The sequence below is a fragment of the Candidatus Phytoplasma pini genome, assembly GCF_007821455.1.
GTDB classification, from domain to species: Bacteria; Bacillota_I; Bacilli_A; order Acholeplasmatales; family Acholeplasmataceae; genus Phytoplasma; species Phytoplasma pini.
Map to the genome: position 1 here is coordinate 1 of NZ_VIAE01000008.1, position 25,500 is coordinate 25,500.

Sequence of the window (25,500 nt, forward strand, 5' to 3'; positions counted from 1 at the left end):
CAAATCCTCATGAGAACCTTTTTCTGTAGGTTTAAATAAAAAAACACCCAAAAAAATCAGACAAATTTCCATAACCAGAAAAAAAGAGAAATGCAACACCTGGATTTCATATTTTAACCCTCAAAAATTTAAAATGAGACGGCATTAATATTTTTTTTCGTATAATATTACTAATTTTAAATTAAAGAGGTATTTTTGATATCGTTTTCGCGTTTTATTTTCGTAATAATATTCTATTATTGACATCATTACCCTTTTTTTTAGGGTTTTATTAATAAAAATATATAAATAATAGTTTTAAAAATTTTTTTTAAATCTTTTTTTTAAATCTTTTTGTTTAAATCTTTTTGAAAAAGATTCTAAGAATAAAAAATCTTACATGCGTTTTTTTTAATCTTTTAAGACAAAAAAACAAAAATTATAAAAAAAATATATAATAAGTTTATGTGTTTTTATATTTTAATTTAATTTATTTTTTTGATTAAAAAAAAATATTTTTTGGGAATTTAATTTTTAATTTTGTTTTCTTTTATTTTTATATATTAAAGAAGATAATTTTAATAAAAAAATCTCTAATAAAATTAGGAAATAAAAATAAAAAATATGATAGAATTAAAAAAAAAAAATTTTAAGATTTACGAAATAATTGAAAAAGAATATTTAAGACAAGAAAAAAATTTTAATTTAATTGCTTCAGAAAATTTTGTTTCAAAATCTGTCTTAGAAGCTCAAGGAAGTTGTTTAACTAATAAATATGCTGAAGGTTATCCTAATAAAAGATATTACGAAGGATGTGAATATGTAGATGAGATAGAAGAAATAGCAATAAAAAAAATTAAGCAATTATTCAATGTTCGATTTGCTAATGTTCAACCTCATTCAGGTTCTCAAGCTAATATGGCAGTTTTTCAAGCATTATTGAAACCTAATGATTGTATTTTAGGAATGTCTTTAGACTCAGGAGGACATTTAACACATGGTTCAAAAGTTAGTTTTTCTGGTAAATTTTTTAAATCTTATAGTTATGGTGTTTCTCGAGAAAAAGAAATAATTGATTATGAAAAAGTAAGAGAAATAGCACATAAAGTTAATCCTAAATTAATAATAGCTGGAGCTTCTTCTTATTCAAGAAAAATTGATTTTCTTTCTTTTAGAAAAATAGCTGATGAATTAAATTCTTATTTTATGGTTGATATGGCACATATTGCTGGTTTGGTATCTTGTGGTTTACATCCTTCTCCTTTTGAAGCACAAGCTGACATAGTTACTTCAACCACTCATAAAACTCTTCGTGGTCCAAGAGGTGGGATAATTTTGAGTAATAATGAAGAAATTATGAAAAAAATTAATAAGAGTATTTTTCCTGGAATTCAAGGAGGTCCTTTAATGAATGTTATCGCAGCAAAAGCAGTTGCTTTTGAAGAAGCTTGCCAAAAAGATTTTCTAATTTATCAAAAACAAATATTAAAAAATGCTTTCGAAATGTCTGAAGTTTTCAAAAGATTAGGTTATCGTTTAGTTAGTGGGAAAACAGAAAATCATTTATTTTTAATAGATTTAAAGTATAAAAATCATTATTTAAATGGAAGAATAGCTGCAGAATCTTTAAAGAAAGCAAATATTATTGTTAATAAAAATGTAATTCCTTTTGATCAAGAGAAAATTTCTGATACAAGTGGTATTCGTATCGGTACTACAGCTATGACTACAAGAGGTTTAAAAGAAAAAGAATTTTGTGAAGTTGCTTATTTAATCGATAAAGTTTTACAAAATTACAATAATGATAGTATTTTGGAAGAAATTTCTAAAAAAATTTTATTATTGACTAAAAAATTTCCTATTTTTAAAAATTAATTCAAATATTTATTTGAAAAATGATAAAATCATTTATATATACTTGGTTGGTGTTATTTTTTTTGAAAATTAACCTTATTTTTATTTATTATATTTAAAAATAATTTTAGGAAAAAGGAATTGATATTTTTTTATGAAAAAAAAAGAAAAAAAACAACCTGATTTTTACGAAGTAGAAGTTGTTTGTTCTACTTGTAAAAAAAAACATTTTATTGGTACAACAGTTAAAACAATGAAAATAGAAGCTTGTTCTAATTGTCATTCTTTTTATATCGGATCACAATCTTTTGTAACAGTAGCTGGACAGATAGATAAATTTTATAAACGTTTCGGGAATCCTAAAAATGAAAATAACGAAAAAAAATTAAAATAAAATAATTATTTTTTATTTTTGTTTGAATTATTTTATTTAAATTTATTTTTTGCTATCGATAATAATTAAATAAATTAGATTAGAAAAGAGAGTTTTTTTTAGAAAATGATTCTTAAAAAAGAAGGGTTTATAGAAGTTATCTGTGGCCCTATGTTTTCAGGGAAAACAACTAAGTTAATCGAAAAAGTTCGTTTATTAATTTTTTCTAATTTTAAGTTTTTGGTTTTAAAACCTGAGATTGATAATCGTTATTCTTCAAAAGAAGAATTAGTTACTCATAATTCTAAAACTATTCCTTGTTTAATGATTAAAAAAAGTAAGGATATTTTTAATTTTATCGAAAAAGATACTTCTTTTTTAATTATAGATGAGATTCAATTTTTTGATAAAGAAATTGAATCAATTTTAAATCATTTATCTTATAAAGGATTAAATATTATCGTTGCTGGTTTAGAATTGGATTTTTGTGGTAGACCTTTCGGTTCAATGAAATATTTATTATCAATAGCTGATGAAGTTTTAAAATTAAAATCTTCTTGTGCTATTTGCCATAAAGAAGCTAATAGGACGCAAAGAATATTAAAAAATAAAATTCCACATTGGAATGATCCTGTTATTTTAATAGGTGGTGATGAATATCATGAACCGCGATGTCGCAAATGTCATGTTTTTTCCAAGAATGAAAAAAATTATTAATTTTAAAAAAATTTTTTTTGAAATTGATAAAAAATATTATATATTATTATGATGATGAAACATTTTTTTTTCATGAAAGAAGCTTTGAAGGAAGCAAAAAAAGCTTTTTATAAAGGAGAAGTTCCGATTGGTTCAGTTGCTGTTTTTAATGATAAAATAATCGCTCGTGCTCATAATAATAAAAAAAGAAGCAATCTTTTTTATAGTCACGCTGAATTTTTAGTTTTAAAAAAAATAAATAAAAAAATAAAAGATTATAGAATGAATAATATTGTTTTTTATACTACTTTGGAACCTTGTATTATGTGCATGGGTGCTTTAATTCAAACAAGGATAAGTAAATTGTATTTCGGAGCTACAAATTTAAAATCAGGTTTTATAGAGCATTTTCATTCTAAATCAAAGAATTTTAATTTTTTAAATAAAATTTCTGTTGAATCTGGTTTTTTAGCAGAAGAAAGTAAGATGATTTTGCAAAAATTTTTTTCCAATTTAAGAAAAAAAATTATTTTTTAGGTTCTTCTTAAAAATCATCATTCAATGAAAAAAGAATGAATCTGGTCAGGTCTTGATTGAAGCAGCCATAATTTTAGATTTCTTGTGGATGGTGATTTTTAAGAAGAACAACTTTATTTATTATAGATATAATATTAATTTTTAAAGATTCGAAAGAAAATATTCAAAGTTATTCAATAAGAAAGCGAATAAAAGATAGAATATGATTTTTCAAGGAAATAAAAAAAATAAAATTAAATTTTTACCTTTTATTTTTAATTCAGTTGAAGGTAATCCTTTTCATATTGAAAAATATTTGATCCAAAATCAAGATTATAAACTTGAATTTTTTTATCTTAAACAAAGCAAATATTATTCTCATTTTATTGAAATAAAACAGTATGTTATTTGGAGTATTTTTCATGATGTTTGTAGGGTTATAATTGATGAAAAATATTACAAAAAATTTAAAATTTTGTATCAAAAAGAAGTTAATTTACTTTATATGAATTTTCTTTATGATTTATTAAATAAACGTTCAGAAATTATTTTTAAAAATTATATTTTTAGTTTAATTTTAGGTTTTATTTTTATCGTTATTTTTTTTATTTTTACTAAATTAATAATAGTATTTGAATCTTTTATAATATTTTCTATTTTAATTTTTCTTTTTTTGTTTTTAATTTTTCTTTTTTTGAAAAGACAAAGTTTTTTTTATCAACGATATAAATCAAATTTATTTATTTTTGTAATGAAAAAAATTAGATTTTTTTTAGGTAATGAAAATTTTGAAAAAATTTCTGAACAACAAAAGTTTTATCCTTTTTTTGATGAAACAAAAAAGAAAGAATAAATTGAATTTTATTTTATTGTGAACTTAATCAAATAATATATATGAATACAAATAATTTAAAGGAGTATATAAATATAAAATAATGTTTTATGAAGGTATTGTTATCGGAGGAGGTCATGCAGGAGTTGAAGCAGCTTGGTCTTTGTCTAAAAAACATAAAACTTTACTTGTTACTGGTAATTTATTACAAATTGCTTTACTTCCTTGCAATCCTTCGATTGGAGGTCCTGCTAAAGGTGTTGTCGTAAGAGAAATAGATGCTTTAGGAGGAATTATGGGCAAAGCAGCTGATTTATCACAAATACAAATGAAAATGTTAAATACTTCAAAAGGACCAGCTGTAAGAAGTTTGAGAGCTCAAATAGACAAACAAAAATATCCTAAAATTGTTCTTGAAATGTTAAAAAAATCCAAAAATTTAGATTTATTAGAATCATTAGTTAATAATTTTATTATCGAAGATAAACAAATTAAAGGAATTCAATTAAAAGACGGAACTATTATCTATAGTAAAGTTGTTATTTTGACTGCAGGAACTTATTTATCTAGTAATATCTTGATTGGTAATAAAAAAATTAAATCAGGGCCTAATAATGCTCCTACTACATATAATATCAGTTATCAATTAAAAGAACATAATTTTAATATTATTCGTCTTAAAACAGGGACTCCCCCTAGGATTAAAAAAAATACTATTGATTATAGCAAAACAAAAATACAATTTGGCGATAATATTTTACAAACTTTTAGTTCTCCTTCTGTTATTGAAGAATTAGGCATCCAAGAACCTTGTTTTTTGACACATACTAATAAAAAAACACATCAATTAATTAGACAAAATTTAAAAAAATCATCAATGTATGGAGGTTATGCTGAAGGAACAGGTCCTCGTTATTGTCCTTCAATCGAAGATAAAGTAATACGTTTTTGTCATAAAGAACAACATCAAATTTTTATAGAACCAGAAAGTTTAGAATCTGATGAAATGTATATTCAAGGACTTTCAACGAGCATGCCAGAAGAAATTCAAGAAAAAATTTTAAAAACTATTCCTGCATTAGAAAATTCTGAAATTACTAAATATGCTTATGCTATTGAATATGATGCTTTTAATCCAATTCAGTTAAATTATAGTTTAGAAACAAAAAAAATTAAAAATTTATTTTTTGCGGGTCAAATTAATGGAACTAGTGGTTATGAAGAAGCAGCTTGTCAAGGTTTAATGGCAGGCATTAATGCTAGTTTAAGATTGCAAAATAAAGATATTTTTGTTTTAAAAAGAAATGAAGCCTATATTGGTGTTTTAATTGACGATTTAATTACTAAAGGCACTAAAGAACCTTATCGTTTATTAACTTCAAGAGCTGAATTTCGTTTATTATTAAGACATGACAATGCGGATTTAAGATTAAGTCATTATGGTTATCAAATGGGTTTAGTAGATAAAGATATTTATCTAAAAGTAGAAAATAAACGTTTACAAATTGAACTTTTAAAAGAATATTTGAGAAAAAAAATTATCTCACCTGATAAAGAAAATTTAAATTATTTAATGAAATATAATTCTTTAATTAAAGAAAAAAGTAGTTTATATAAATTATTGAAAAGAACAGAAATAAATATAAATATTATAGAATTTTTTTTGGATAAAAAATATTCTTTGGATGTTTTAGAACAAACTGAAGTTCAAGTTAAATATGAAGATTATATTTTAAAAGCGCAAAAAGAAACAAAAAAAATTTTATTTTTAGAAAATAAAATTATTCCTTCAGATGTTGATTATTCAGTAATTAAAAATTTATCCAAAGAGGCTAAAGAAAAATTAATGTTAATTAAACCTAAAAATTTGGGTCAAGCTTCTAGAATTTCAGGTGTTAATCCTTCGGATATTTCTATGATTCATATTTATTTACAAAGATATCAAAAACAAAATGTTTTATTCTGATTTTTTAAAAAACAAGTTTCTTTTAAATGATTTACAATTAGAAAAATTTAAATTGTATTACTTATTTTTAAAAGAATATCAAAAAAAATTAAATTTAACTTCTTTATTTTCTGAAAAAGATGTTTATTTAAAACATTTTTATGATTCTTTATTAATTTCTCAAAATATTTTTTTTTCTCAAGGTGATTGTTTATGTGATTTGGGAACAGGAGCTGGGTTTCCGAGTTTGCCATTAAAGATTTTATATCCTAGTTTAAAAGTTTTTTTAATCGATTCCTGTTTAAAAAAAACAATATTTTTAAAAAAATTAACAAAAAACTTAAATTTATCTAATGTTTTTATTTTCAATCAAAGAATTGAACAACATAAGTGTAAATATAAATTTGTAATTACAAGAGCCTTAGGAGCTTTAAAACTAATTTTAAAGTTAGCTTCTCCTTTAGTTTTTTATCAAGGTTTTCTTATTGTTATGAAAGGACCTAATTATAAAAAAGAATTAGACGAGATTAAAAAAACACATTCTTTTAATTTAGAAAATAAATTTTTTACAGAATTACCTGAAAAATGTGGAAAAAGAGTTAATTTATTATTCAAAAAAAATAATTTTTAATATTTTTATTATTTTGAAAATTTTCTAAACATATTATTTTTTTGAGGGATAACGATTAATATATGATACTTGAAATTATTATTTTTCCAACAGATACTGTTTATGGTATAGGCGCAAAAATCGAAGATACAAAAAGTTTAGATAAAATTTATCAAATAAAACAAAGAGATAAAAAAAAACCTATATCTATTTTATTTAATAATTTATCTCAAATGAAAGATATAGTTATTTTAAATGATCGTGTTCAAAAATTAGCTGATTTTTTTTGGCCTGGTCCCTTAACTCTAATAGTTCCTACTAAGATTGATTTTTATAATAAAACAAAAGAGAGGAAAATAGGAATTAGGATTCCTAATTATCCTTTAACTCTAGAAATTTTGAAAAAAAAAGGCCCTTTGAGAGCTACTTCTGTTAATTTAAGCGGCCAAAAACCCTTAAATAACTATCAAGAAATTGTTGATCGATATAAAAATCTTGTTGATTATATTTATCCTTATGATAAAAATTATAAATTATCTCAAAAAGCTTCTACTGTCCTCGATACTACAATGCCTATTTGGAAAATCTTAAGAAAAGGTTCGATTTCTTCTGAAATGATAAAAAAGATTATTGGTGATTTTTGATTAAAATATTAATTTGTTTAATTAAAAATATTTCTAAATTATTTATATAATTTTTAGAACCTTTTTTTATTTGATAGTGTAGGTTTAAAAAAAATAAAAATAAATTATTTATTTTTATTTCATCTAAAAATTTATTTTCTTTTATTAAAAAACGAGTTTGAGATAAAGAACATTTTAAAGAATTAGATATTTTAAAATCATTTATTTTTTCTTTTATATAGAAACGTATCATAATAATTTTGTGTAATTGATAAACCATTTGGTATATAAGATTAGGAATATCATCTTTATTTTCTTTGATAATTTTGAAAGAATTTATATAATTTTCGCTATTAATAATGGAGTTTATGATTTTGAAAATATTTCTCTCTTTTTTATAAATAATTTGTTCTATTATTTTTTCATTTTCTATTTTTTTATTTTTTAAAAAGTATAATTTTATTTTCTTGATTTCTTCATGCAATAGATATAAATCTCCATTAGTTTGTTCGATTAGTTTATTTATAATATTATGATTTATGTGAAAATTATCTTTTTCAAAAATTTTTAAAATATAATTAAATAATTGTTTACCTTCTATTTTTTCAAAAATTTTTATATCAAAATTTTTAAATGATTTTTTTAATTTTTCCACAAGATCCAATGATAAATCATTTTTTTCTTCTAACAAATAAAAAAAAATATCTTCTCTAGGATTTAAAAAATAATTCTTTAAAAAAGATAAATTAATTTTTTTTTGCAAAAATAATAAAGAAATATTTTCGATAAAAATAAGTTTTTTGTCATAAAAAAAAGAATTAGTATATAATTCTTCTTTAATGTTTTGAATTTTTTTTATGTAATTTTCTTTTGTGATTTTGTAATTCAAAAAATGATAATTATTTTCTTTGCAAAAATTTTTTATTTTTTTTTTTTTTTCATTTAAAGAAAAAGTTTGATAATAAATTAATAAATTAAGATTATTTATTTTCATAATTAGTTTTTATCAATATTATTCCTTTTTTTATTTTTTGAATACAGGCGTTGTTAGCACGAGGATGAAATTTGTTATAAATTTCTTTGAGATATTTTTGACTAATATGTGTATAAATTTGAGTAGTTGAAATATCTTCGTGACCTAAAATTTTTTGTAAAGTTCTTAAATTAATTCCTTTTTCTAATAAATGAGTTGCGAAAGAATGTCTTAAAGTATGAGGAGAACTACATATTTTTAAATTATTTTTTTTAATTATATTTTTAAAAATTTTATGACAACCTTGACGAGATAAATGATTTCCATCTTTATTTAAAAAAACAAAATTGTTTTTGGTTTTATTTTTTAAAAGAATTTGACGTCCTTTTTTTAAATATTTTTGTAATATTTTTGAAGTATTTTTTGTAATAGGAACCATTCTTTCTTTTGAACCTTTTCCAATAATAGTGATATAATGTTGTCTAAAATCTAATTTAAATAAATCTAGATTTAAAGCTTCCGAAACCCTTAGTCCGGAACTATATATTAATTCAAATAAAGCTTTATTCCTTAAAGAAATTGCATAATTTTTATTTTGTATTTTTTTTAAAAATAAAAAAATTTCTTCTAATGAAAAAATAGAAGGTAAATTTTTACTAATTTTAGGTGTTTTAAAAATTAAAGATACATCTTTTTTTACATATTCCTCTAATAAGAGAAAAGAATGAAATTTCTTAATTGAGATTATTTTTCTTGCTATAGTTTTGCTACTAATATTAGGAATAGTAATGTTTTTTAAAAATAACGAAATGTGATTTTGTTCGATTTGTTCAACTACTTTTATTTTTAAAGAGTTTTTTAAGAAATTTAAATATTGTAAAATATCGCTGCAATAAGCAATTATTGTATTTTTAGATAAATTTAATTCTTTTAAAAGATAAAATTTAAATTTATATATAAAGCATTTCATAATTTTGTTTAATTTCGATTTTGATGTAAGTTTTTATTGTTTATTATTTTTTTATTTGGTTTTAAAATTAAAATCATAAAAATGTGAGTCAAAATAATTTTGAAAAAAGTTAAAAATAAAGATATGTATTGGATTTCATTTACAATATTAAAAATTTTTAAAATAAGAACGGTCAAGATTGTAATGCTGAAATTAAATACAGTTATACATTTAGAAATATCTTTGTTTTTATAAATTTCTAAATATTTTGCGATAATGTCTATTCCTCCTGTAGAACTATTTATTTTAATACATAAACCTAATATAGTTCCTATTATACTAGAACCTATAATAATTCTTAATAAAGATTGCCAAATTTTTTCTTCGGGAGAAAAAAAACCAAAAAAATTCCTCATACGATATAAAATTTGCCCCTCAGTATTAATTAAAAATCCTAGTATTATGCCGAATATAATAATAAAAATACTATTTATTAAGGTTTTTATAGTAAAATTAATATTTAATTTAGGAAAAGCAATAAAAATAAATAGAAATAAATTGACTAAACCGAAAAAACTATAAGATACTAAAGTAATTTGATTATCTTTGATTTTTTTAGCTTGAAATAAGATTTTGGCAATGGAATCACCGACTCCATATATTCCTGTACTATATAAAATGTTTTTATAATCTCCAACATAAAATATAATATCTGCTAAACAAAACAAAAAACTTAATAAAATTGATAAACTAATTATTTTAAGATTTTTTTTAATCATGATTATTTAAACCTAATTTCTAATTTTTATATTTTTATAGTTTTTTGTTTCTTTCTACAACTAAAGAACAACGTTTGCATAAATCTTCGGTTTTTTTTTTTTGAATTATGTTCCAGCAACGAGGACAAGCGCTTCCTTCAGCTTTTTTAATTTCTATATTCAAAGAATTGTTTTCTTTGATTTCAATTTTTGACACAATTAATAATTGATGTAATTTTTTATTAATAGAAAAATCATTTAACATTTGAATATATTTCGGAGTTAAATCGAGAATTAATTGAGCTTGCAATGATTTATTGATAATTTTATTATTTCTTGCTTCTTCTAATTTTTTTAAAACCATTTCTCTTAACTCAAAAAATAATTGATAAGATTTTTTCATTTTATAAAATTTTTTGTTATAATTTTGAAGCCAATTTTGAATTTTTTCTTTTTTTGGGATTCTTTCTAAATAAATATCTTCTTCTGTTTTGAAAAATAATGTTTGATAAGCTTCAGAGGTTGTATGAGGAATGATAGGCGTTAATATTATTAAAAAATCCATTAATAAATCATAAATATTAGATTGAATTATTCTTCTTTCAAAATTATTTTCTTTTTCTATGTAAAGAATATCTTTTGCTAAATCTAAATAAAAAGCACTTATTTTATTGGATATAAAAGGGAAAAACAAACTCATTATTTTTTCAAAATCATAATTTTCATAAGATTCAATAATTTTGAATAAAATCTCTTTAAATTCTAAAATTAATAATTGATGAAAAATCTTTCTTTTTTCAAAAGGTATATAATGATTAATTTTTCTAGGATCAAAATTGTTTAAATTTCCTAACATAAAACGTATTGTATTTCTTATTTTACGGTATTTTTCTTCTATTTGTTTTAAAATTGATTGATCAATTTTAACATCTATATTGTAATTAACATTAGCTACCCATAATCTTAAAATATCAGCGCCTTTTTTTTTGACTATATCTAAAGGATCTATTACATTATTAATGGATTTGCTCATTTTTTGTCCTAAACCATCTAGTACAAAACCATGTGTTATGATTTGTTTATAAGGTGTTTTTTCATAAACTGCCACGGATGTTATTAAAGAAGAATTGAACCAACCTCTATATTGATCTGAACCTTCTAAATAAACATTTGCAGAAATAAAATGTGGAAATTTTTTTTTCATTATGCTATAAGAAGTTCCAGAATCAAACCAAACATCTATAATATCTGTTTCTTTTCTTGTTATTTTATCGATAGGATAATTTTTTGGTAATAAATCTTTACAATCCCATTGATACCAAATATCTTTTCCATATTTTTCAAATAAATCAGCTACATGATTAATTAATTCAACATCTAGAATAGGCTCATCTTTTTTTGTGTAAAAAATAGGAATAGGAACGCCCCATAATCTTTGTCTACTGATAACCCAGTCTTCTCTTTTTTCAATCATATTATGCATTTTGATTTCTCCCCATTTTGGAAACCATTTGACTGTTTTAATTTCTTTTATTAATTTGTTTTTAATTTTTTTTATATTCATAAACCATTGGGGAATAGCTAATAATATAATGGGATTGTGTGTTCTATTGTCATGAGGGTAAGAATGATTAATAAATTCCGAATGTACTAATAAATTATTTTTTTTCAAATCTTCTATAATTATGTTATTAGCTTTTTCATAAAAAATTCCTTGATGGATCCCTGCAATTTCAGTCATAAAACCTTTTTTATCAACACTACATATAATTTCTAAATTATATTTTTCACTTAATAAAAAATCTTCATAACCATGTCCTGGCGCTATATGAACTAAACCTGTTCCTTCATTTTCTAAAACAAAAGTATCTAAAATAATTTTTCCTTTTTTTTTAAATATATTGTTTTCATAAATTAAATTTTCAAGACAATTGCCTAAAAAAGAATCTAAAATTTCTATTTCTTTCCAATTTAAATTTTTTTGCAAAAATTTTAATCCATAATTTCCTACAATGTATTTTGTTTTGTTAAATTGAATTAAATTATATTTTCTTTCTGGATGAACACATATAGCTACATTAGCTGGTAAAGTCCAAGGAGTAGTTGTCCATATTAATAAATTAACATTTTGAAATTTTCCTTCATTTATGATAGGAAATTTAATAAAAATAGATGGTGATTTATGATTTTTATATTCTATTTCAGATTCTGCTAAAACAGATTTTAAAAAAGGAGACCAATAAATAGGTTTTAGTTTTTTAAAAATTAATTTTTTATCTACCATCTTACTAAAAATACGTATTTGATCGGCTACAAAAGAATTATCAAAAGTTAAATAAGGTTGTTCCCATTCGCCTAAAATACCTAATCTTCGAAAACTTTTTTTTTGTTTTTCAATAAAAAAAAGAGCCTTTTGTTTACATTTTTCGATAAAATCTTTTCTAGATATTTCTTTTGATTCTATTGTTTTTGTAACAGATAATTCGATAGGAAGACCATGTGTATCCCAACCAGGAATATAAGGAGCATAAAAACCTTGCATATTTTTAAAACGTAAAATAAAATCTTTTAAAATTTTATTTAAAGCGTGACCTATATGAATATTACCATTAGCATAAGGTGGTCCATCGTGAAGCCAAAAATAGAGATTTTCATTATTTTTATTTAAATTTTTTTTGTATAAATTTATATTTTCCCAATTTTGTTCTATTTCGATTTCTTTTTGGTTTAAATTTCCTTTCATTGGAAAGGAAGTATATGGCATAATCAAGGTATCTTTATAATTTTTATTCACAAAATTTTAATTTTAACTCCTATTTTTTAATTATTATGTATTATTTTTAATATTAAAAATAATACATAATAATTTCAATTTATTTATATTTATTGATGTTAATATATTTATTTTATCAACATATAATATAATTTAATTATTATCAAACATTGAATCTAAAATGAATGATATCTCCATCTTTTACTAAATACTTCTTGCCTTCTAATCTAAGTTTTCCGTTTTGTTTTATTTTAATTAAATTTTGATATTGAGATAAATCTTGATAATTAAAAACTTCAGCTTTGATGAAACCTCTTTGAAAATCTGTATGTATAATCCCTGCACATTCAGGAGCTGTCATTCCCTTAATGAAAGACCAAGCTCGTGTTTCTATCGGTCCTGATGTGAAATAAGTTTGTAATCCTAATAGCTCGTAATTTTTTTGAATAACTTCTTGTAACATGTTTTGTTTTAAATTATATTTTTGTAAAAAAAAGTCTTTTTCTTTATTTTCTAAATTAGACAATTTTTTTTCCAATAATATACAAACAGGAATAAATTTTTTATTTTTTTTTCGACTGTATGATTCCATTTCTTGAAAGAATAGATTATTTTTTAAGTCTTTTAAATCTTTTTCTTGAAAATTACCTAAATATATCATAGGTTTTAGTGTCATTAGATTAAAGTTTTTGATTATTTTTAATTCTTCTTTTTCAAATTTTAAATTTGATATAGTTATTTCGTTTTCTAAATAGTTTTTTAATTTATTAAGTATTTCTGTTTCTTTTTGTAATTCAAAATCTTTTTTATTTTTATTTGTTTTAATTATTTTAGATAATCTTTTTTCTATTTGTTCTAAATCAGATAAAATTAATTCTGTTTCTATGATTTCTATTTCTTTGATAGGATTGTTGTTTTCTATTACGTGCATTATATTAGGATCTTGAAAACACTTTACTACATGACAAAGAGTGTTGACATTACGAATATGTCCTAAAAATTTATTTCCTAACCCTTCTCCTTTGGAAGCGTTTTCTACTAAACCAGCAATATCTACAAATTCTATTTGTGTTGTTATAATTTTTTTAGATTGAGAAAATCGAGATATATCATTTAAACGTTTATCTTGAACATTTACAATTCCTACATTGGGTTCGATGGTAGCAAAAGGATAATTAGCTTCCAAAACTTTCATATTTGTAATAGCGTTAAATAAAGTTGATTTTCCTACATTAGGTAATCCTACAATTCCTACTTTCATAAATGTTTTTATTTTAACCTTTCTTTTTTTATTTTATTTTTTTTATTGGTAGTTTAAATTATTTACATTATTTATTTTGATAAATAATATGAATTAGAATATTGGAAAATGTTAAATTATTTATATATTGAATTAAAAAAACTTTTTATATCCAAAAATAAAAAAAGAATATATTTTAGAAAATTTTTAAGAAAGGATAATTTTATTTTTTAAAATGAACGATTTTTAAAAAATTATTTTTTTACAATAAAAAAACTTTAATGAAAATTTTAATATTAGATTATATTTAAGTTTAATTGTATCTATTGATGATTTTTCATAAATAAAAATAATAATATGATTTATTTTTTTTATTTTACAAGATTTTATCTTCATTATATTAAATAATTATTTCTAATATTGTCTTAATTTTTTATATCTTTTATTATCTAATATATTTTTTTGATATCAATTCTTTTTTTATAGATATATTAAAAATCATATTTAATCAATTTGTTAAATGTTGGTCAATTATTCAATAAATATTAAATTAAATAATATAAATATATTATAATTATAACAGTGTATAGATGTATTTATGAATTTATATTTTGTATAAAAAAATTCAAAATATAAACAAAAATAAAATATTAACATTAAATTAATTTGAAAAAATAAAATTATAAAAATATAGGTTATGAAATAAAAAATAAGGGGTTTTGTTTATATATGGTTAAAGTTAAAAAAATGATATCGTTAGGTGTTTCTGGCAGACATGTTCATTTATCACAAGGTACCTTAGATATTTTGTTTGGTATTTCAAATTATCAGTTAACTTTTTTTAAAGATTTAAAACAAAAAGGACAATTTGCTGCTACGGAAAAAATTAATGTTATGAGTGATGCTGGTTTAATTCTTGAAGGAGTTCGTATTTTGGGACCTGTTCGAAATATAGATCAAGTAGAAATTAGCAAAAGTGATAGTATTAGATATCAATTTAGATCTTTTGTTAGAACTTCGGGAGATATTAAAAATTCTGAAAAAGCCACTTTAATCGGTCCTAAAGGACAAGTAGAAATTTCTGAAGGGGTTATTATATCTGATAGACATATTCATTTTTCTATGGAAGATGCAAAAAAGTTTAATATAGTTGATAAACAAATAGTTAATGTTAAAATTGATGGAATTAAACCAGGAATTCTAGGTAAAGTTTTGTGTCGCGTAGATTCTTCATTTTGTCTAGAATGTCATCTAGACACTGATGATGCTAGTGCTTTTTTATTAAAAAGCGGAGATTTGGTTGAATTAATAACGGATATTATAGTTTGATTATATTTTTTATAATTTAATAATTATAAAAAATTAAAATAATTTTCAAATTATTTTGTAAATAAAAAGAAAGGCGAATAAGTTGATTAGTAATTTTTATTCAAAGATAAAAAATAAAATATTAAAACTAATATATTTAACTAATGAAAAAATAAAAAAATGTGACAAACATATTTTATTTTTTTTAATTGGTGTTTTATTTACTCTTTTTTTTTATGTTCCCTTAACGTTTTTTAATAAAGAAGAATTATCAGGATTAAAAATTTTTAAATTCATATTAACATTAATTATTTTATTTTTGATAGGTTATCATGTTATTCTTGAGGGTTTAGTTAAAACTTATCAAGAAACACGAAAAAATAAAAAATTTACTCCTAATGTTCATATTTTGATGTTTTTAGGCGCTTTAGGCTCTTTATATTTAAAGAACCCTACTGAATCTATTATTTTGATTTTTATTTTCTCTTTGGCTGATTTATTAGAGGAGAAGATAGAAAATACAAGTCAAAAAGAGATAAAAAAACTTTTAACAATGGTCCCTACTAAAGCACGATTACTTAAAGAAAATGGTGATTTTGAATTAGTAGATGTTACTTCTTTGAAAATCGGAGATGAAGTATTAGTTTTAAATGGTGATAAAATTCCTTCTGATGGTATTGTTATTTCAGGTAATTCTTCTATAGACGAATCTAGTATTACAGGCGAAAGTGTTCCTTTAGATAAAAAAGTAGGTGATAAAGTTTTTGGTAGTAATATTAATCTTGATAATAAACTTGTTGTTCGAATTACAACTACTAATGACGAAACTGTTTTTTATAAAATTATTAAATTAACCGAAAAAATAAAAGATAATATTTCTAAAAAAACTACTTTTATTAAAAAAATTGAACCTTTATATATTAAAATCATAATTTCGATTGTTTTATTTATTTTGTGTGTTGGTGTTTTTAATATTATAAGCGGGAAATTACTCGGGAAATTACTTTTTCAAAAATGTTCTTTTGAAGATCTTTTTAGTAAAAGTATGATTTTTTTAACAGTAGCTTCTCCTTGTGCTTTGGTAGTTTCTGATATTCCTGCAACTTTTTCTGCTGTTTCTAATTTAGCTAAAAAAGGTATTTTATTAAAAAATGGGAAAACCTTAGGAATTTTATCAAAAACTAAAGCTATGGTTTTTGATAAAACAGGAACTTTAACCAAAGGTAAAATGAATGTTAAAGAAATTTTTTTTAATCCAGAAATAGAAGAAAATAATAAATATAAATATCTAAATATTTTATTTCAAATGGAACAAAGTTCAAACCATCCTTTAGCTTTTGCTTTACAAAAATATTTAAAAAAAAATTTTGTTTTTGAAAAAATTTTAGGATTAGAATTATCTAATTGTTTGGGAATTGGTATTACAGCTTTTGATTCTAGAGGTAATCAATATCAAGTGATAAAATCTAGTAATTATAAAGAAGTTTCAGATGAAATTCATAAAAAAACACAAGAATTTTTGAATGATAATTGTACAGTTGTTTATTTTATACATAATAATCAGGTTATAATGATTATTTCTTTTTTTGATTTTATTCGAGAAGAAGCTTTAGAGATGATTGATTATTTGAAATATAAAAAGATAAAACCTATTTTATTAACAGGAGATAATTTTCAAACAGCTAAAAATGTTGCTTCCATTTTAGGAATAAGTTATTTTGTTGCTGATTGTTTTCCAGAAACAAAAGTTATATATATGAAGAAAATTAAAAAAAAATATGGGTTTGTAACTATGGTAGGCGATGGTATTAACGATGCTCCTGTTTTAGCTAATTCTGATGTTTCGATTACTTTACAAGAAGGAACTGATATCGCTATTGATATAGCAGATATCGTTTTAATGAAAAATGATTTAAGAAAAATAATTTATGTACATAAATTTTCTTCTCATTTAAATAAAATTGTTTATCAAAATATTATTTTTTCTATATGTGTTATTTTATTGTTAACTATCAAAAATTTCATTAATATTAATGAAAATAATATGTCTTTAACTAGTGCAGTTTCTTTTCACGAAACAAGTACTATTTTAGTTATTTTAAATAGTTTATCTTTGTTACATTATCGTTTTTATTATAATTTAATTTTAAAAATTATAATGTTTTGTTTTATTATTTTTTCATTAGTTAATCCAATTTACTTTTTTTTAAATTTGAATATTTTTATTTAAGAGTATTTTAAAATAATTTTATTTTTATGTAATGATATCTTGATTTTTTGAATTTCGAAAATATTATTAATGATTTTTTTTAATATTTTCATTTCATGTATTTGCTTGACTAATCTTATCTTTTTTATTAAAATTATAGTTGATAATTATTATTTTTAGAATTTTTTTCTTTTTTATTATTACTCTTTATTCTGTTTTTTTAATTTTCAAATCATACTAATTAATAATCAATGATTAAAATTGTTATTTTGAATTTTTTTAATAATTTTATATATTTTGAAAAAATAATAAAATTTAATAATATTTATATTATCAATTAAATATTGGATTTTAATTTTTTTTAATTTAAAATTTATTTATTCGAAAGGAATTTTTTTTTGAATGTCAAGACATTATACGAATCCATATTGGAAAGTTTCGCGTCGTCTGAATTATTCTTTATCTGAAACAGGAAAAGAATTAACGAAGCAAACAAACAGTTTTAGTTTTAAAAATAAAAAAAAAAGAAGTAAAATAAGTGATTATAATGTTCAATTACAAGAAAAACAAAAAGTACGTTTAGTTTATGGTATTTCAGAAAAACAATTTAAAAATATTTTTAATAAAGCTTCTAAATCAAAAGGTGTCAGTGGAGAAGTTTTTTTGATTTCTTTAGAATCACGTTTAGATAATATTGTTTATCGTTTAAACTTAACTAAAACTAGAGCACAAGCAAAACAGTTAATTTCTCATGGTCATGTTTTGGTTGATAATAAAAAAGTAGATATTTGTTCTTATCGTTTGAAACCAGGGCAACAAATTTCTTTAAAAGAGAAATCAAAAGATTTGTCAATTATTAAAAATTCTATAGATAATAAATCAAATATAAAAGTAGATTATGTCTTTTTAGATCCAAAAACATTAATTGGTAAGTATATTAGATATCCTCAAAGAAATGAGTTTTTAACAGATATTCAAGAACAATTAATTGTCGAATTTTATAATAGATAAATAATATGTGTGATTATATTTTGATTATTTTCGATATAATATTGTTTAAAAAATATAGTTTATAAAAAAAAGTGAAAAAAGAAAAAAAAGATTTCAAAACAAAAACTTACCAATATGAATCTTTTATTAAAAAAATTAGTTTAAAAAATATAGAAGAAACTTTTGATTATTTTCAAACTTCTCCAGGTGGTTTGTCTTCAGAAGAAGCTCAAAAAAGAATAAAAATTTATGGGTTTAATACTTTGGATGTTTCTCGACAAAATTCTTTAATTTCGAAATGTTTAGGTATTCTTTTTAATCGTTTTAATATTATTTTATTTTTAGTTATTATTTTTTCTTATATAAAAGATATTTATTTAGAAGAAATCGGAAATAAAGATTATTCTACGTTATTTTTAGTTATTTTAGTTTGGTTTATTTCTAATTTTATGCATTTTATTCAAGAAGCTAGATTTTCTAAAATATCTGAAAAATTAAGAAAAATTATCGAAACTAATGTTTTTTTAAAAAGAGATAATCAAGTAAGAAAATTTTCTTTAAATGAAGTTGTTTTAGGAGATATTGTTTATTTGTCATCTGGTGATGTTGTTGCTGCAGATATTAAACTTTTTGAAACTAAAGATTTTTTGGTTAAAGAGACTTCTTTAACAGGAGAAAATAACCCAGTAGAAAAAGATGCTTTTTATTATGAAGAATGCCAAGATTTATTATATAATAAAAAAATTCTTTTTATGGGGACTACCGTTGTTTCAGGTTATGCTAAAGGTGTGGTAATATCTACAGGGAATAATACCTATTTAGGTCATATTAACAAAATAGTAATTCAAAAAAAATCTATTTCTTCAGCTCAAAAAGATATTAATAATATCGTTAAGTTGTTAACTTTTTGTATTTTTGTTATTGCTCCTTTTATTTTTATTATTAATTTGATTAAATTTATTAATAACGATAGTATTAAAATTTTAGATATTTTTATATATGTTTTAACAATTATTTTAGGAATTACTCCCGAAATGTTGCCTTTAATAGTTTCTACATCTTTTTTAATAGGTATTTTTCTTTTATCTAAAAAAAAAGTGATTGTAAAAAATTTATATTCTATACAAGATTTTAGTTCAATAAATTTTTTATTCACTGATAAAACAGGCACTTTAACAGAAGATCGATTAAGTTTAGATAAATATTTGGACTTGGATTATAAATCTAATGATAAGATTTTAAAATATTCTTTTTTGAACAGTTATTTTCAAACAGGTATAAAAAGCCCTATTGATGCAACTATAATTGAAAATACAACAAAAAAATTCAATAATTTAATTGAAAATTTTTATAAAATTGATGAAATTCCTTTTGATTTTAAAAGACGTATAGTTAGTGTAATTATTCGCAATCAAAAACAAAAATATCAAAAAATCATTAGTAAGGGCGCTATAGAAGAAATATTAAATATTTGTCGTTATGAAGAAATCACTGATGAAAAGACAAATGAGAAAAAAATTGTTCTTATTAACAAAAATAAAATTTTCAAAAAAGCTGCTTTTTATAATCAACAAGGTTTTCGTTTAATCTTTATAGCTTACAAAAATATTTTTTATAATTTTGATGAGTCTTCTTTTTTTTCCATTGATGAAGAAAATAATATGATTTTGTTGGGTTTTTTAACTTTTTTTGATATTCCTAAAAAAAGTGCTATTGAAGCTATTTCTGATTTAAAACAATATAATGTAAAAGTTAAGATTTTAACAGGTGATAATGCTATTTTAACACAAATGATCGCTTCACAAATTAATTTAGATAATTGTAAAGATTATCTTTTGGGACAAGATATAGATATTTTGGATGATGATTCTTTATATCAAAAAGTTTCAGAGATTGATATTATAGCAAAGTTAAATCCAGAACAAAAGGCGAGAATTGTTAATGTTTTTAAAAAAAAAGGTAATATAATAGGTTTTATGGGAGATGGTATCAACGATGCTCCTGCTATGCAAGCTGCCAATTTAGCTATTTCTGTTGATTCAGGAGTAGATATAGCAAAAGAATCAGCTGATGTTATTTTATTAAATAAAGATTTGCGTGTTTTAAAGAATGGCATTGTAGAAAGTCGTAAAGTTTATACAAATATGTTAAAGTATCTAAAATTTACTTTAGCAGCTAATTTTGGTAATGTTTTGAGTATTTTGCTAGCTTCTTTTTGTTTTTCTTTTATTCCTCTGTTACCTTCTCAAATTTTATTTTTAAATTTGATTTATGATATTTCTTGTCTATCTTTACCTTTTGATAATGTAGATTACGTATATTTAAAAAAACCTCGTCAACAAAATTTTAAAAATATTGTTCGATTTATGATTTTGTTCGGAACTATTACTTTTTTGTTTGATTTTTTATTTTTTTGTGGCTTATTTTTATTTGATATAATAAAAAATAATAAAAATTTCCCTTTAACATTATTGTCTCCAAAAGACCAATCACGATTTCAAGCTAGCTGGTTTGTTTTTTCTATTTGGACTCAAATTTTAACCATTTTTAATTTAAGAACAGAAAAAATTTTTCATAATAGTCAAATTTCTAAAATAATGTTATTGTTTTTAATTTCGGGAGGAATAATCGCTAATATTCTGGCTATATTAACTTTTTTAGGATTTCAAAATCCTTTTAATACAAGATATATTATTTGGTTGATTTTTTCTTTGTTTTTGTATTTTTTATGTTTATCCATAACGAAAAAAATTTATATTAAAAAATATAAAGAATTACTTTAAAATTAATATAAAATAAATTTAATTTTAAAAAAATTAGGATAAAGGATATTATGAAGTATATTTTGTGACATTATCATTATTGACAATTGTAAAATTATTTTTCTATTTTTTATTTTTATTTATTTTTATTTATATTTCTCTTTGTATTTTATTTAGCAAGTATGAATTTATTAAAATTATTTATTCTTTAATTTTAGCAGTTTTATTTATTTATTTTGTAACAAAATTTTCTAATTATTTGGGATTAAAGAATGGAATGAGTTTAACAGATATTGTTTTAATTTCTTTATGTACTTTTACTTTTTTATTTCCGATTATAATTAAAGCTCCTCATTTAAGATTTTATCTTCAAATTTTTGCTAAAAATTGGCATCAAAAAAAAACATTTTATATTGTTAACGAACAAACAAAACAACATATTTTAGAAGCAGTTTTATTTCTTTCAAAAAAAAAAATAGGTGCATTAATTACTATTGAAAAAAATAATACTTTAGAACAGTTTGCACAAAAATCAATTTTAATCGAAGGCAATGTTTCTAAAGAATTGTTAATTAATATTTTTTTTCCTAATTCTCTTTTGCATGATGGAGCAGTTATAATTAGGGGGAATAAAATTTTATCTGCTGGAGCTTATTTTATGTTATCAGAGAAAGAAAAGTTTGAAAAAACTACAGGTTCTAGACACCGTGCTGCTTTAGGTATCAGCGAAAATACTGATAGTATGACAATTGTTGTTTCAGAAGAGAAAGGTTCTATTTCTATTGCTTTAAATGGTATTATGTTGAAAATGAAAGATCATAATCAGATCAAAGAATATTTGAATATGTTCATAGTTTAAATTATTATTTATTAATATTAATGTTTTTGATTTTATATTATAAATAAATAATTTGTAAAAAAATACAATTGTTTATTTTTTTAATTATTTTATAATTTATAAAAAGAGGATTTTAAACAAATGAAAAAAAGAAAATTCGGTTTTGTAGTTGATTCTACAATAGGAGGGGATTTTGGGAAAAGTTTTTTTCCTGATTTATCTATAGTTCCTTTGAGTATTATTTTAGATGGTGAAACACATTTAGAAAATGATTTGAGTAACAATTTTTTTTTAAAATTATTGAAAGAAAATAGAACAATTACCACTAGCCAACCTAATCCTCAATTGTTTTTAAAAGCTTTTGAAGATCAATTTGAATTAGGTTATGAACATTTATTTTGTTTAACTTTATCCAAAACATTAAGTGGAACTTTTGATAGCGCTCGAAAGGCTAAACAAATTTTAAATAAATCTAATATAACTATTATCGATACAGAAAGTGTCGGTCCCGGAATGTTGTTTATTTTGCAAAAATTTTATGAATATCTAAATAATGATTATGAGTTGGATTATGCAAAAATAATGCAAAAAATTAATAAAATCAAAAAACAAGGAACAATGTTTTTTTCTATCGAAAATTTAAAGCAATTAGTAGCTAATAAAAGAATTAGTGAATTTAAATATTTTTTAGGTCGTTTGTTAAAAATAAAACCTATATTAAAATTTTGCAAAGGTTCTTTTACTATAGAAAAAAATTTTCGTAGTTGGGATAATTTTTTTAAATATTGTTTAAAATATATTAAAAATTTTAAAAATAAATATGGCATAATAAAAGTTCAAATAATTTATGTTGATGATGATATAATGGCACAAATTTTGAAAAAGAATATTGAACAATTAAATGATTCTGATATTAAAATTTCTATTTATGGTTCTATTTCTCCTATTATAGCTGTTCATTTAGGTTATACAGGTTTCGGTTTTTATTTAAATCAATTTTAATCAATATTATTAATATTAATTTGAGATGTAAAAACAATTAAATTGAAATGTAATTCAACATTTTTATGAGTTTATCATTTATATTTTTTCATTGAATTTATTTATTTATTTTTTGTATTCTAAAATTTCTTTAATTTGTTTAAGTATTTCGTTTCGTTCTATTTCTAATTTATTTAATTTTGTTATTATTTTATTATTGTTTTGATTTTCGTTATTATTAGATTTAGGTTGATGAATTATTATTATTTTTGAAATAATATAAGTTAAAATAATATAGAAAAATAAAGAAACTAAAAAAAATTCACATATATTTTGAATAAATAATCCATAATTAACATTAATATCATCTCTTAAATTAAATTTTAAGTCCTTTAAAGATTTAGTTCCGTATAAGAGCCAATTTATAAAAGGCATGATAATATCTGTAGATAAAGAAGTTACAACTTTAGAAAATAATTGGCTCACAATCAAAGTAATCGCTAATTTAAGGAAATTTACTTCATTAAAGAATTTGTCAAATCCTTTTTTAAAATTTTTTATTTTTGCAGAAATATTTTTGAACATATAATTCCCTTTCGCCTTTTTTATTATTTTTATCAAAATTCATTTTTTATTATCAAAAAAAATAAAGATTACTATCTTTATTTTTTTTGATAATAAAAAAATTTAGAGAATCTATTTTTATCTAAAAGATTTTTTGTTAAATAAATAATGATTTTGTTTTTATTCATATCGAATTATTAAAAAAAATAAAAATTCAAAATTTCTTTTTATAAAAAAAAGAACCAAAAAATAAATTCATAAAACAAAAAAATAATAATTTCAAATAATTAAATAGATTAGATTTTATTATGTTTTTGTTTTTTATTTTTTGATTCTAATTAATTTAGAGATAAGTATTCTTTTGGTTTTGTTTCTTTTTGTTTTTTATTAATTTTGATTGTTAATAATCCATTTTCTAGATTTCCTTCAACATCTTTTATGTTAAATTCTTTGCCTAAATTAAAACTACGTCTAATCATGCCCTTGATTCTTTCTTGTTTTAAATAATTCGGTTTATTATTTTCATTTTCAGGTATATCATTAGAACGATTAACTTCTACAACCAACCAACCATCTTCTAAACTAATTTTAACATCTTCTTTTTTAAAACCAGGAATTTCAATTTCAAAGATGTAATTGTTTTTGTATTCTTTAATATCTGTTTTCAATATATTTTGATAATGTCCACTTGAAAAAGGAATACTTTTGAAATCCTCGAATAAATCTTCTAATAAATCTTGGTTACTTTTAATTAAATTAAAATTCATTTAATTATTGCCTCCTTGATTAAATTATTAATTTTATTAAAAATTATTTTATTTTTATTGTTTTTAATATATAATTCATATATTTAATTTATTAAATTAAAAATCTTATTAGATTAAGATTAAAATTAAACTCTTTTAACAAGAACATTTTCATTATAACAATTTATTTTAACAAAATCAATATTTGATTTTTAATTTTTTTAAAAAATAAAAAATTTTAATTAAAAAATATTATATAATGTTATTGAGTTTTTTAATATATTTAAATTAAATAATAGTTTATTTTTTGATATCAATAATTATATCGATGGCGGTTATGGCGAAGTGGTTAACGCAGCGGCTTGTGGCGCCGTCATACATGGGTTCGATACCCATTAGCCGCCCCATTCTTTAATATTTAAAAAACTTTAATAAAAATATTATTATTTAATTGTATTAAATTTTTAAAAAAAAGGCCCATAGCCAAGTGGTTAAGGCAACGGACTTTGACTCCGTTATTCGTTGGTTCAAATCCAGCTGGGTCTGCCATTTTTAATAAAATATTAATTATAATAAAAAAAGAAGCGGGTGTGGCGGAATGGAAGACGCACTAGACTTAGGATCTAGCGCTTTAAGCGTGCAGGTTCAAATCCTGTCATCCGTACCAATAATTTATAAAACTTGATAAATTTATAAATTTGTATTGAGTATGAAAATAATTTTAGGGGATATGATGTTAATGGTAGCATAACGGTCTCCAAAACCGCTTGTTTGGGTTCGAATCCTAATATCCCTGCCATTATAATAACTCAAATAAAATAATTTGAAAAATAAAAAATTTTATTTTTTTAAATAAAAAAAGAGCAAGATTATCCGATAGAATTTTGATATAATCTTGCTCTTTTTTTATTTAATATTTTATTGTTTTCATTTTTTATATATCATTAATATTTCTATATTTATTTTTCAAAAAAAATCTTC

21 protein-coding genes, 4 tRNA genes and 1 other RNA gene are annotated in these 25,500 nt (G+C 21.4%); 19 read left to right on the forward strand and 7 right to left on the reverse strand.

Annotated elements, in window-relative coordinates:
- The first annotated feature begins 603 nt into the window (after window positions 1-603).
- The 9 genes from glyA (at window position 604) to MDPP_RS01645 (ending at window position 7,449) form a co-directional block, all read left to right on the forward strand.
- On the forward strand, window positions 604-1,854 hold the full coding sequence (gene glyA, locus MDPP_RS01605) for a serine hydroxymethyltransferase (RefSeq protein WP_144658485.1): 1,251 nt from the start codon (window positions 604-606) through the stop codon (window positions 1,852-1,854).
- Between the two features lie 133 nt (window positions 1,855-1,987).
- The gene (gene rpmE, locus MDPP_RS01610) at window positions 1,988-2,227 is read left to right on the forward strand and encodes a 50S ribosomal protein L31 (protein WP_144658486.1); all 240 of its coding nucleotides are present in this window, start codon (window positions 1,988-1,990) and stop codon (window positions 2,225-2,227) included.
- A 105-nt stretch (window positions 2,228-2,332) separates the two neighbouring features.
- Window positions 2,333-2,923 (forward strand): thymidine kinase, encoded by a 591-nt coding sequence (locus MDPP_RS01615; RefSeq protein ID WP_144658487.1) that lies wholly within the window; start codon window positions 2,333-2,335, stop codon window positions 2,921-2,923.
- A 48-nt stretch (window positions 2,924-2,971) separates the two neighbouring features.
- On the forward strand, window positions 2,972-3,439 hold the full coding sequence (locus MDPP_RS01620; protein ID WP_144658488.1) for a nucleoside deaminase: 468 nt from the start codon (window positions 2,972-2,974) through the stop codon (window positions 3,437-3,439).
- Window positions 3,440-3,447: 8 nt separating this feature from the next.
- An RNA gene (gene ffs / locus MDPP_RS01625) (signal recognition particle sRNA small type) lies at window positions 3,448-3,543 on the forward strand.
- Window positions 3,544-3,641: 98 nt separating this feature from the next.
- Window positions 3,642-4,271 carry a hypothetical protein gene (locus MDPP_RS01630; RefSeq protein WP_144658489.1) on the forward strand — a complete coding sequence of 210 codons (630 nt, stop codon included), beginning with the start codon at window positions 3,642-3,644 and terminating at the stop codon, window positions 4,269-4,271.
- A gap of 82 nt (window positions 4,272-4,353) precedes the next feature.
- Complete coding sequence (gene mnmG, locus MDPP_RS01635) at window positions 4,354-6,216, forward strand: tRNA uridine-5-carboxymethylaminomethyl(34) synthesis enzyme MnmG (protein WP_144658490.1); 1,863 nt, start codon at window positions 4,354-4,356, stop codon at window positions 6,214-6,216.
- Window positions 6,203-6,826: a 16S rRNA (guanine(527)-N(7))-methyltransferase RsmG gene (gene rsmG / locus MDPP_RS01640; protein WP_144658491.1), complete on the forward strand. Its 624-nt coding sequence runs from the start codon at window positions 6,203-6,205 to the stop codon at window positions 6,824-6,826. The genes mnmG and rsmG overlap by 14 nt, the downstream gene beginning before the upstream one ends.
- 62 nt (window positions 6,827-6,888) lie before the next feature.
- Window positions 6,889-7,449 carry an L-threonylcarbamoyladenylate synthase gene (locus MDPP_RS01645; protein WP_144658492.1) on the forward strand — a complete coding sequence of 187 codons (561 nt, stop codon included), beginning with the start codon at window positions 6,889-6,891 and terminating at the stop codon, window positions 7,447-7,449.
- Here MDPP_RS01645 and holA read toward each other — a convergent pair.
- The 5 genes from holA to ychF form a co-directional block, all read right to left on the reverse strand.
- Entirely contained in the window at window positions 7,433-8,422 is a 990-nt protein-coding gene (gene holA, locus MDPP_RS01650; RefSeq protein ID WP_144658493.1) for a DNA polymerase III subunit delta, read from the reverse strand. The genes MDPP_RS01645 and holA overlap by 17 nt on opposite strands.
- A complete protein-coding gene (locus MDPP_RS01655; RefSeq protein ID WP_144658494.1) occupies window positions 8,409-9,371 on the reverse strand; it encodes a tyrosine recombinase in 963 nt (320 codons plus the stop codon). The genes holA and MDPP_RS01655 overlap by 14 nt, the downstream gene beginning before the upstream one ends.
- Window positions 9,372-9,379: 8 nt before the next feature.
- Window positions 9,380-10,129 carry a YitT family protein gene (locus tag MDPP_RS01660; RefSeq protein WP_144658495.1) on the reverse strand — a complete coding sequence of 250 codons (750 nt, stop codon included), beginning with the start codon at window positions 10,127-10,129 and terminating at the stop codon, window positions 9,380-9,382.
- Window positions 10,130-10,163: 34 nt separating this feature from the next.
- Window positions 10,164-12,902, reverse strand: a complete 2,739-nt coding sequence (gene ileS, locus MDPP_RS01665) for an isoleucine--tRNA ligase (protein WP_144658496.1) — start codon at window positions 12,900-12,902, stop codon at window positions 10,164-10,166.
- Window positions 12,903-13,044: 142 nt separating this feature from the next.
- On the reverse strand, window positions 13,045-14,142 hold the full coding sequence (gene ychF, locus MDPP_RS01670; RefSeq protein ID WP_144658497.1) for a redox-regulated ATPase YchF: 1,098 nt from the start codon (window positions 14,140-14,142) through the stop codon (window positions 13,045-13,047).
- Between the two features lie 708 nt (window positions 14,143-14,850).
- Between ychF and pduL the strand changes: the two genes are divergently transcribed.
- The 6 genes from pduL to MDPP_RS01700 all read left to right on the forward strand — a co-directional run bounded on the left by pduL (window position 14,851) and on the right by MDPP_RS01700 (window position 23,230).
- Window positions 14,851-15,450, forward strand: coding sequence for a phosphate propanoyltransferase (pduL, locus tag MDPP_RS01675; protein ID WP_144658498.1), 600 nt, complete (start codon window positions 14,851-14,853; stop codon window positions 15,448-15,450).
- Window positions 15,451-15,532: 82 nt separating this feature from the next.
- Entirely contained in the window at window positions 15,533-17,659 is a 2,127-nt protein-coding gene (locus MDPP_RS01680) for a heavy metal translocating P-type ATPase (RefSeq protein ID WP_246058878.1), read from the forward strand.
- A 381-nt stretch (window positions 17,660-18,040) separates the two neighbouring features.
- Window positions 18,041-18,649 (forward strand): 30S ribosomal protein S4, encoded by a 609-nt coding sequence (gene rpsD / locus MDPP_RS01685; protein ID WP_144658500.1) that lies wholly within the window; start codon window positions 18,041-18,043, stop codon window positions 18,647-18,649.
- Between the two features lie 71 nt (window positions 18,650-18,720).
- Complete coding sequence (mgtA, locus tag MDPP_RS01690; RefSeq protein ID WP_246058879.1) at window positions 18,721-21,411, forward strand: magnesium-translocating P-type ATPase; 2,691 nt, start codon at window positions 18,721-18,723, stop codon at window positions 21,409-21,411.
- A 64-nt stretch (window positions 21,412-21,475) separates the two neighbouring features.
- Complete coding sequence (locus MDPP_RS01695) at window positions 21,476-22,249, forward strand: diadenylate cyclase (protein WP_246058880.1); 774 nt, start codon at window positions 21,476-21,478, stop codon at window positions 22,247-22,249.
- Between the two features lie 120 nt (window positions 22,250-22,369).
- On the forward strand, window positions 22,370-23,230 hold the full coding sequence (locus MDPP_RS01700) for a DegV family protein (RefSeq protein WP_144658501.1): 861 nt from the start codon (window positions 22,370-22,372) through the stop codon (window positions 23,228-23,230).
- Window positions 23,231-23,335: 105 nt separating this feature from the next.
- On the opposite strand, the gene MDPP_RS01705 is transcribed toward MDPP_RS01700, so the two are convergent.
- Window positions 23,336-23,794: an MscL family protein gene (locus MDPP_RS01705; protein ID WP_144658502.1), complete on the reverse strand. Its 459-nt coding sequence runs from the start codon at window positions 23,792-23,794 to the stop codon at window positions 23,336-23,338.
- A gap of 317 nt (window positions 23,795-24,111) precedes the next feature.
- Entirely contained in the window at window positions 24,112-24,540 is a 429-nt protein-coding gene (locus MDPP_RS01710; RefSeq protein WP_144658503.1) for an Hsp20/alpha crystallin family protein, read from the reverse strand.
- A 310-nt stretch (window positions 24,541-24,850) separates the two neighbouring features.
- Between MDPP_RS01710 and MDPP_RS01715 the strand changes: the two genes are divergently transcribed.
- The 4 genes from MDPP_RS01715 to MDPP_RS01730 all read left to right on the forward strand — a co-directional run bounded on the left by MDPP_RS01715 (window position 24,851) and on the right by MDPP_RS01730 (window position 25,318).
- Window positions 24,851-24,926 (forward strand) — tRNA-His (locus MDPP_RS01715).
- 66 nt (window positions 24,927-24,992) lie between these two features.
- Window positions 24,993-25,068: transfer RNA gene (locus MDPP_RS01720), tRNA-Gln, on the forward strand.
- 35 nt (window positions 25,069-25,103) lie between these two features.
- A tRNA-Leu gene (locus MDPP_RS01725) sits at window positions 25,104-25,186 on the forward strand.
- 57 nt (window positions 25,187-25,243) lie between these two features.
- Window positions 25,244-25,318, forward strand: a tRNA-Trp gene (locus MDPP_RS01730).
- Window positions 25,319-25,500: the final 182 nt, after the last annotated feature.

Excerpts from the sequence above, each read along its gene's own strand:
- ychF (WP_144658497.1), bottom strand. The coding sequence starts at position 14,142 with ATGAAAGTAGGAATTGTAGGATTACCTAATGTAGGAAAATCAACTTTA.
- MDPP_RS01620 (WP_144658488.1), top strand. The coding sequence starts at position 2,972 with ATGATGATGAAACATTTTTTTTTCATGAAAGAAGCTTTGAAGGAAGCA.
- glyA (WP_144658485.1), top strand. The coding sequence starts at position 604 with ATGATAGAATTAAAAAAAAAAAATTTTAAGATTTACGAAATAATTGAA.
- MDPP_RS01700 (WP_144658501.1), top strand. The coding sequence starts at position 22,370 with ATGAAAAAAAGAAAATTCGGTTTTGTAGTTGATTCTACAATAGGAGGG.
- MDPP_RS01630 (WP_144658489.1), top strand. The coding sequence starts at position 3,642 with ATGATTTTTCAAGGAAATAAAAAAAATAAAATTAAATTTTTACCTTTT.
- MDPP_RS01710 (WP_144658503.1), bottom strand. The coding sequence starts at position 24,540 with ATGAATTTTAATTTAATTAAAAGTAACCAAGATTTATTAGAAGATTTA.
- MDPP_RS01660 (WP_144658495.1), bottom strand. The coding sequence starts at position 10,129 with ATGATTAAAAAAAATCTTAAAATAATTAGTTTATCAATTTTATTAAGT.
- rpmE (WP_144658486.1), top strand. The coding sequence starts at position 1,988 with ATGAAAAAAAAAGAAAAAAAACAACCTGATTTTTACGAAGTAGAAGTT.
- MDPP_RS01655 (WP_144658494.1), bottom strand. The coding sequence starts at position 9,371 with ATGAAATGCTTTATATATAAATTTAAATTTTATCTTTTAAAAGAATTA.
- MDPP_RS01615 (WP_144658487.1), top strand. The coding sequence starts at position 2,333 with ATGATTCTTAAAAAAGAAGGGTTTATAGAAGTTATCTGTGGCCCTATG.
- rpsD (WP_144658500.1), top strand. The coding sequence starts at position 18,041 with ATGTCAAGACATTATACGAATCCATATTGGAAAGTTTCGCGTCGTCTG.
- MDPP_RS01705 (WP_144658502.1), bottom strand. The coding sequence starts at position 23,794 with ATGTTCAAAAATATTTCTGCAAAAATAAAAAATTTTAAAAAAGGATTT.
- MDPP_RS01645 (WP_144658492.1), top strand. The coding sequence starts at position 6,889 with ATGATACTTGAAATTATTATTTTTCCAACAGATACTGTTTATGGTATA.
- pduL (WP_144658498.1), top strand. The coding sequence starts at position 14,851 with ATGGTTAAAGTTAAAAAAATGATATCGTTAGGTGTTTCTGGCAGACAT.
- holA (WP_144658493.1), bottom strand. The coding sequence starts at position 8,422 with ATGAAAATAAATAATCTTAATTTATTAATTTATTATCAAACTTTTTCT.
- mnmG (WP_144658490.1), top strand. The coding sequence starts at position 4,354 with ATGTTTTATGAAGGTATTGTTATCGGAGGAGGTCATGCAGGAGTTGAA.
- rsmG (WP_144658491.1), top strand. The coding sequence starts at position 6,203 with ATGTTTTATTCTGATTTTTTAAAAAACAAGTTTCTTTTAAATGATTTA.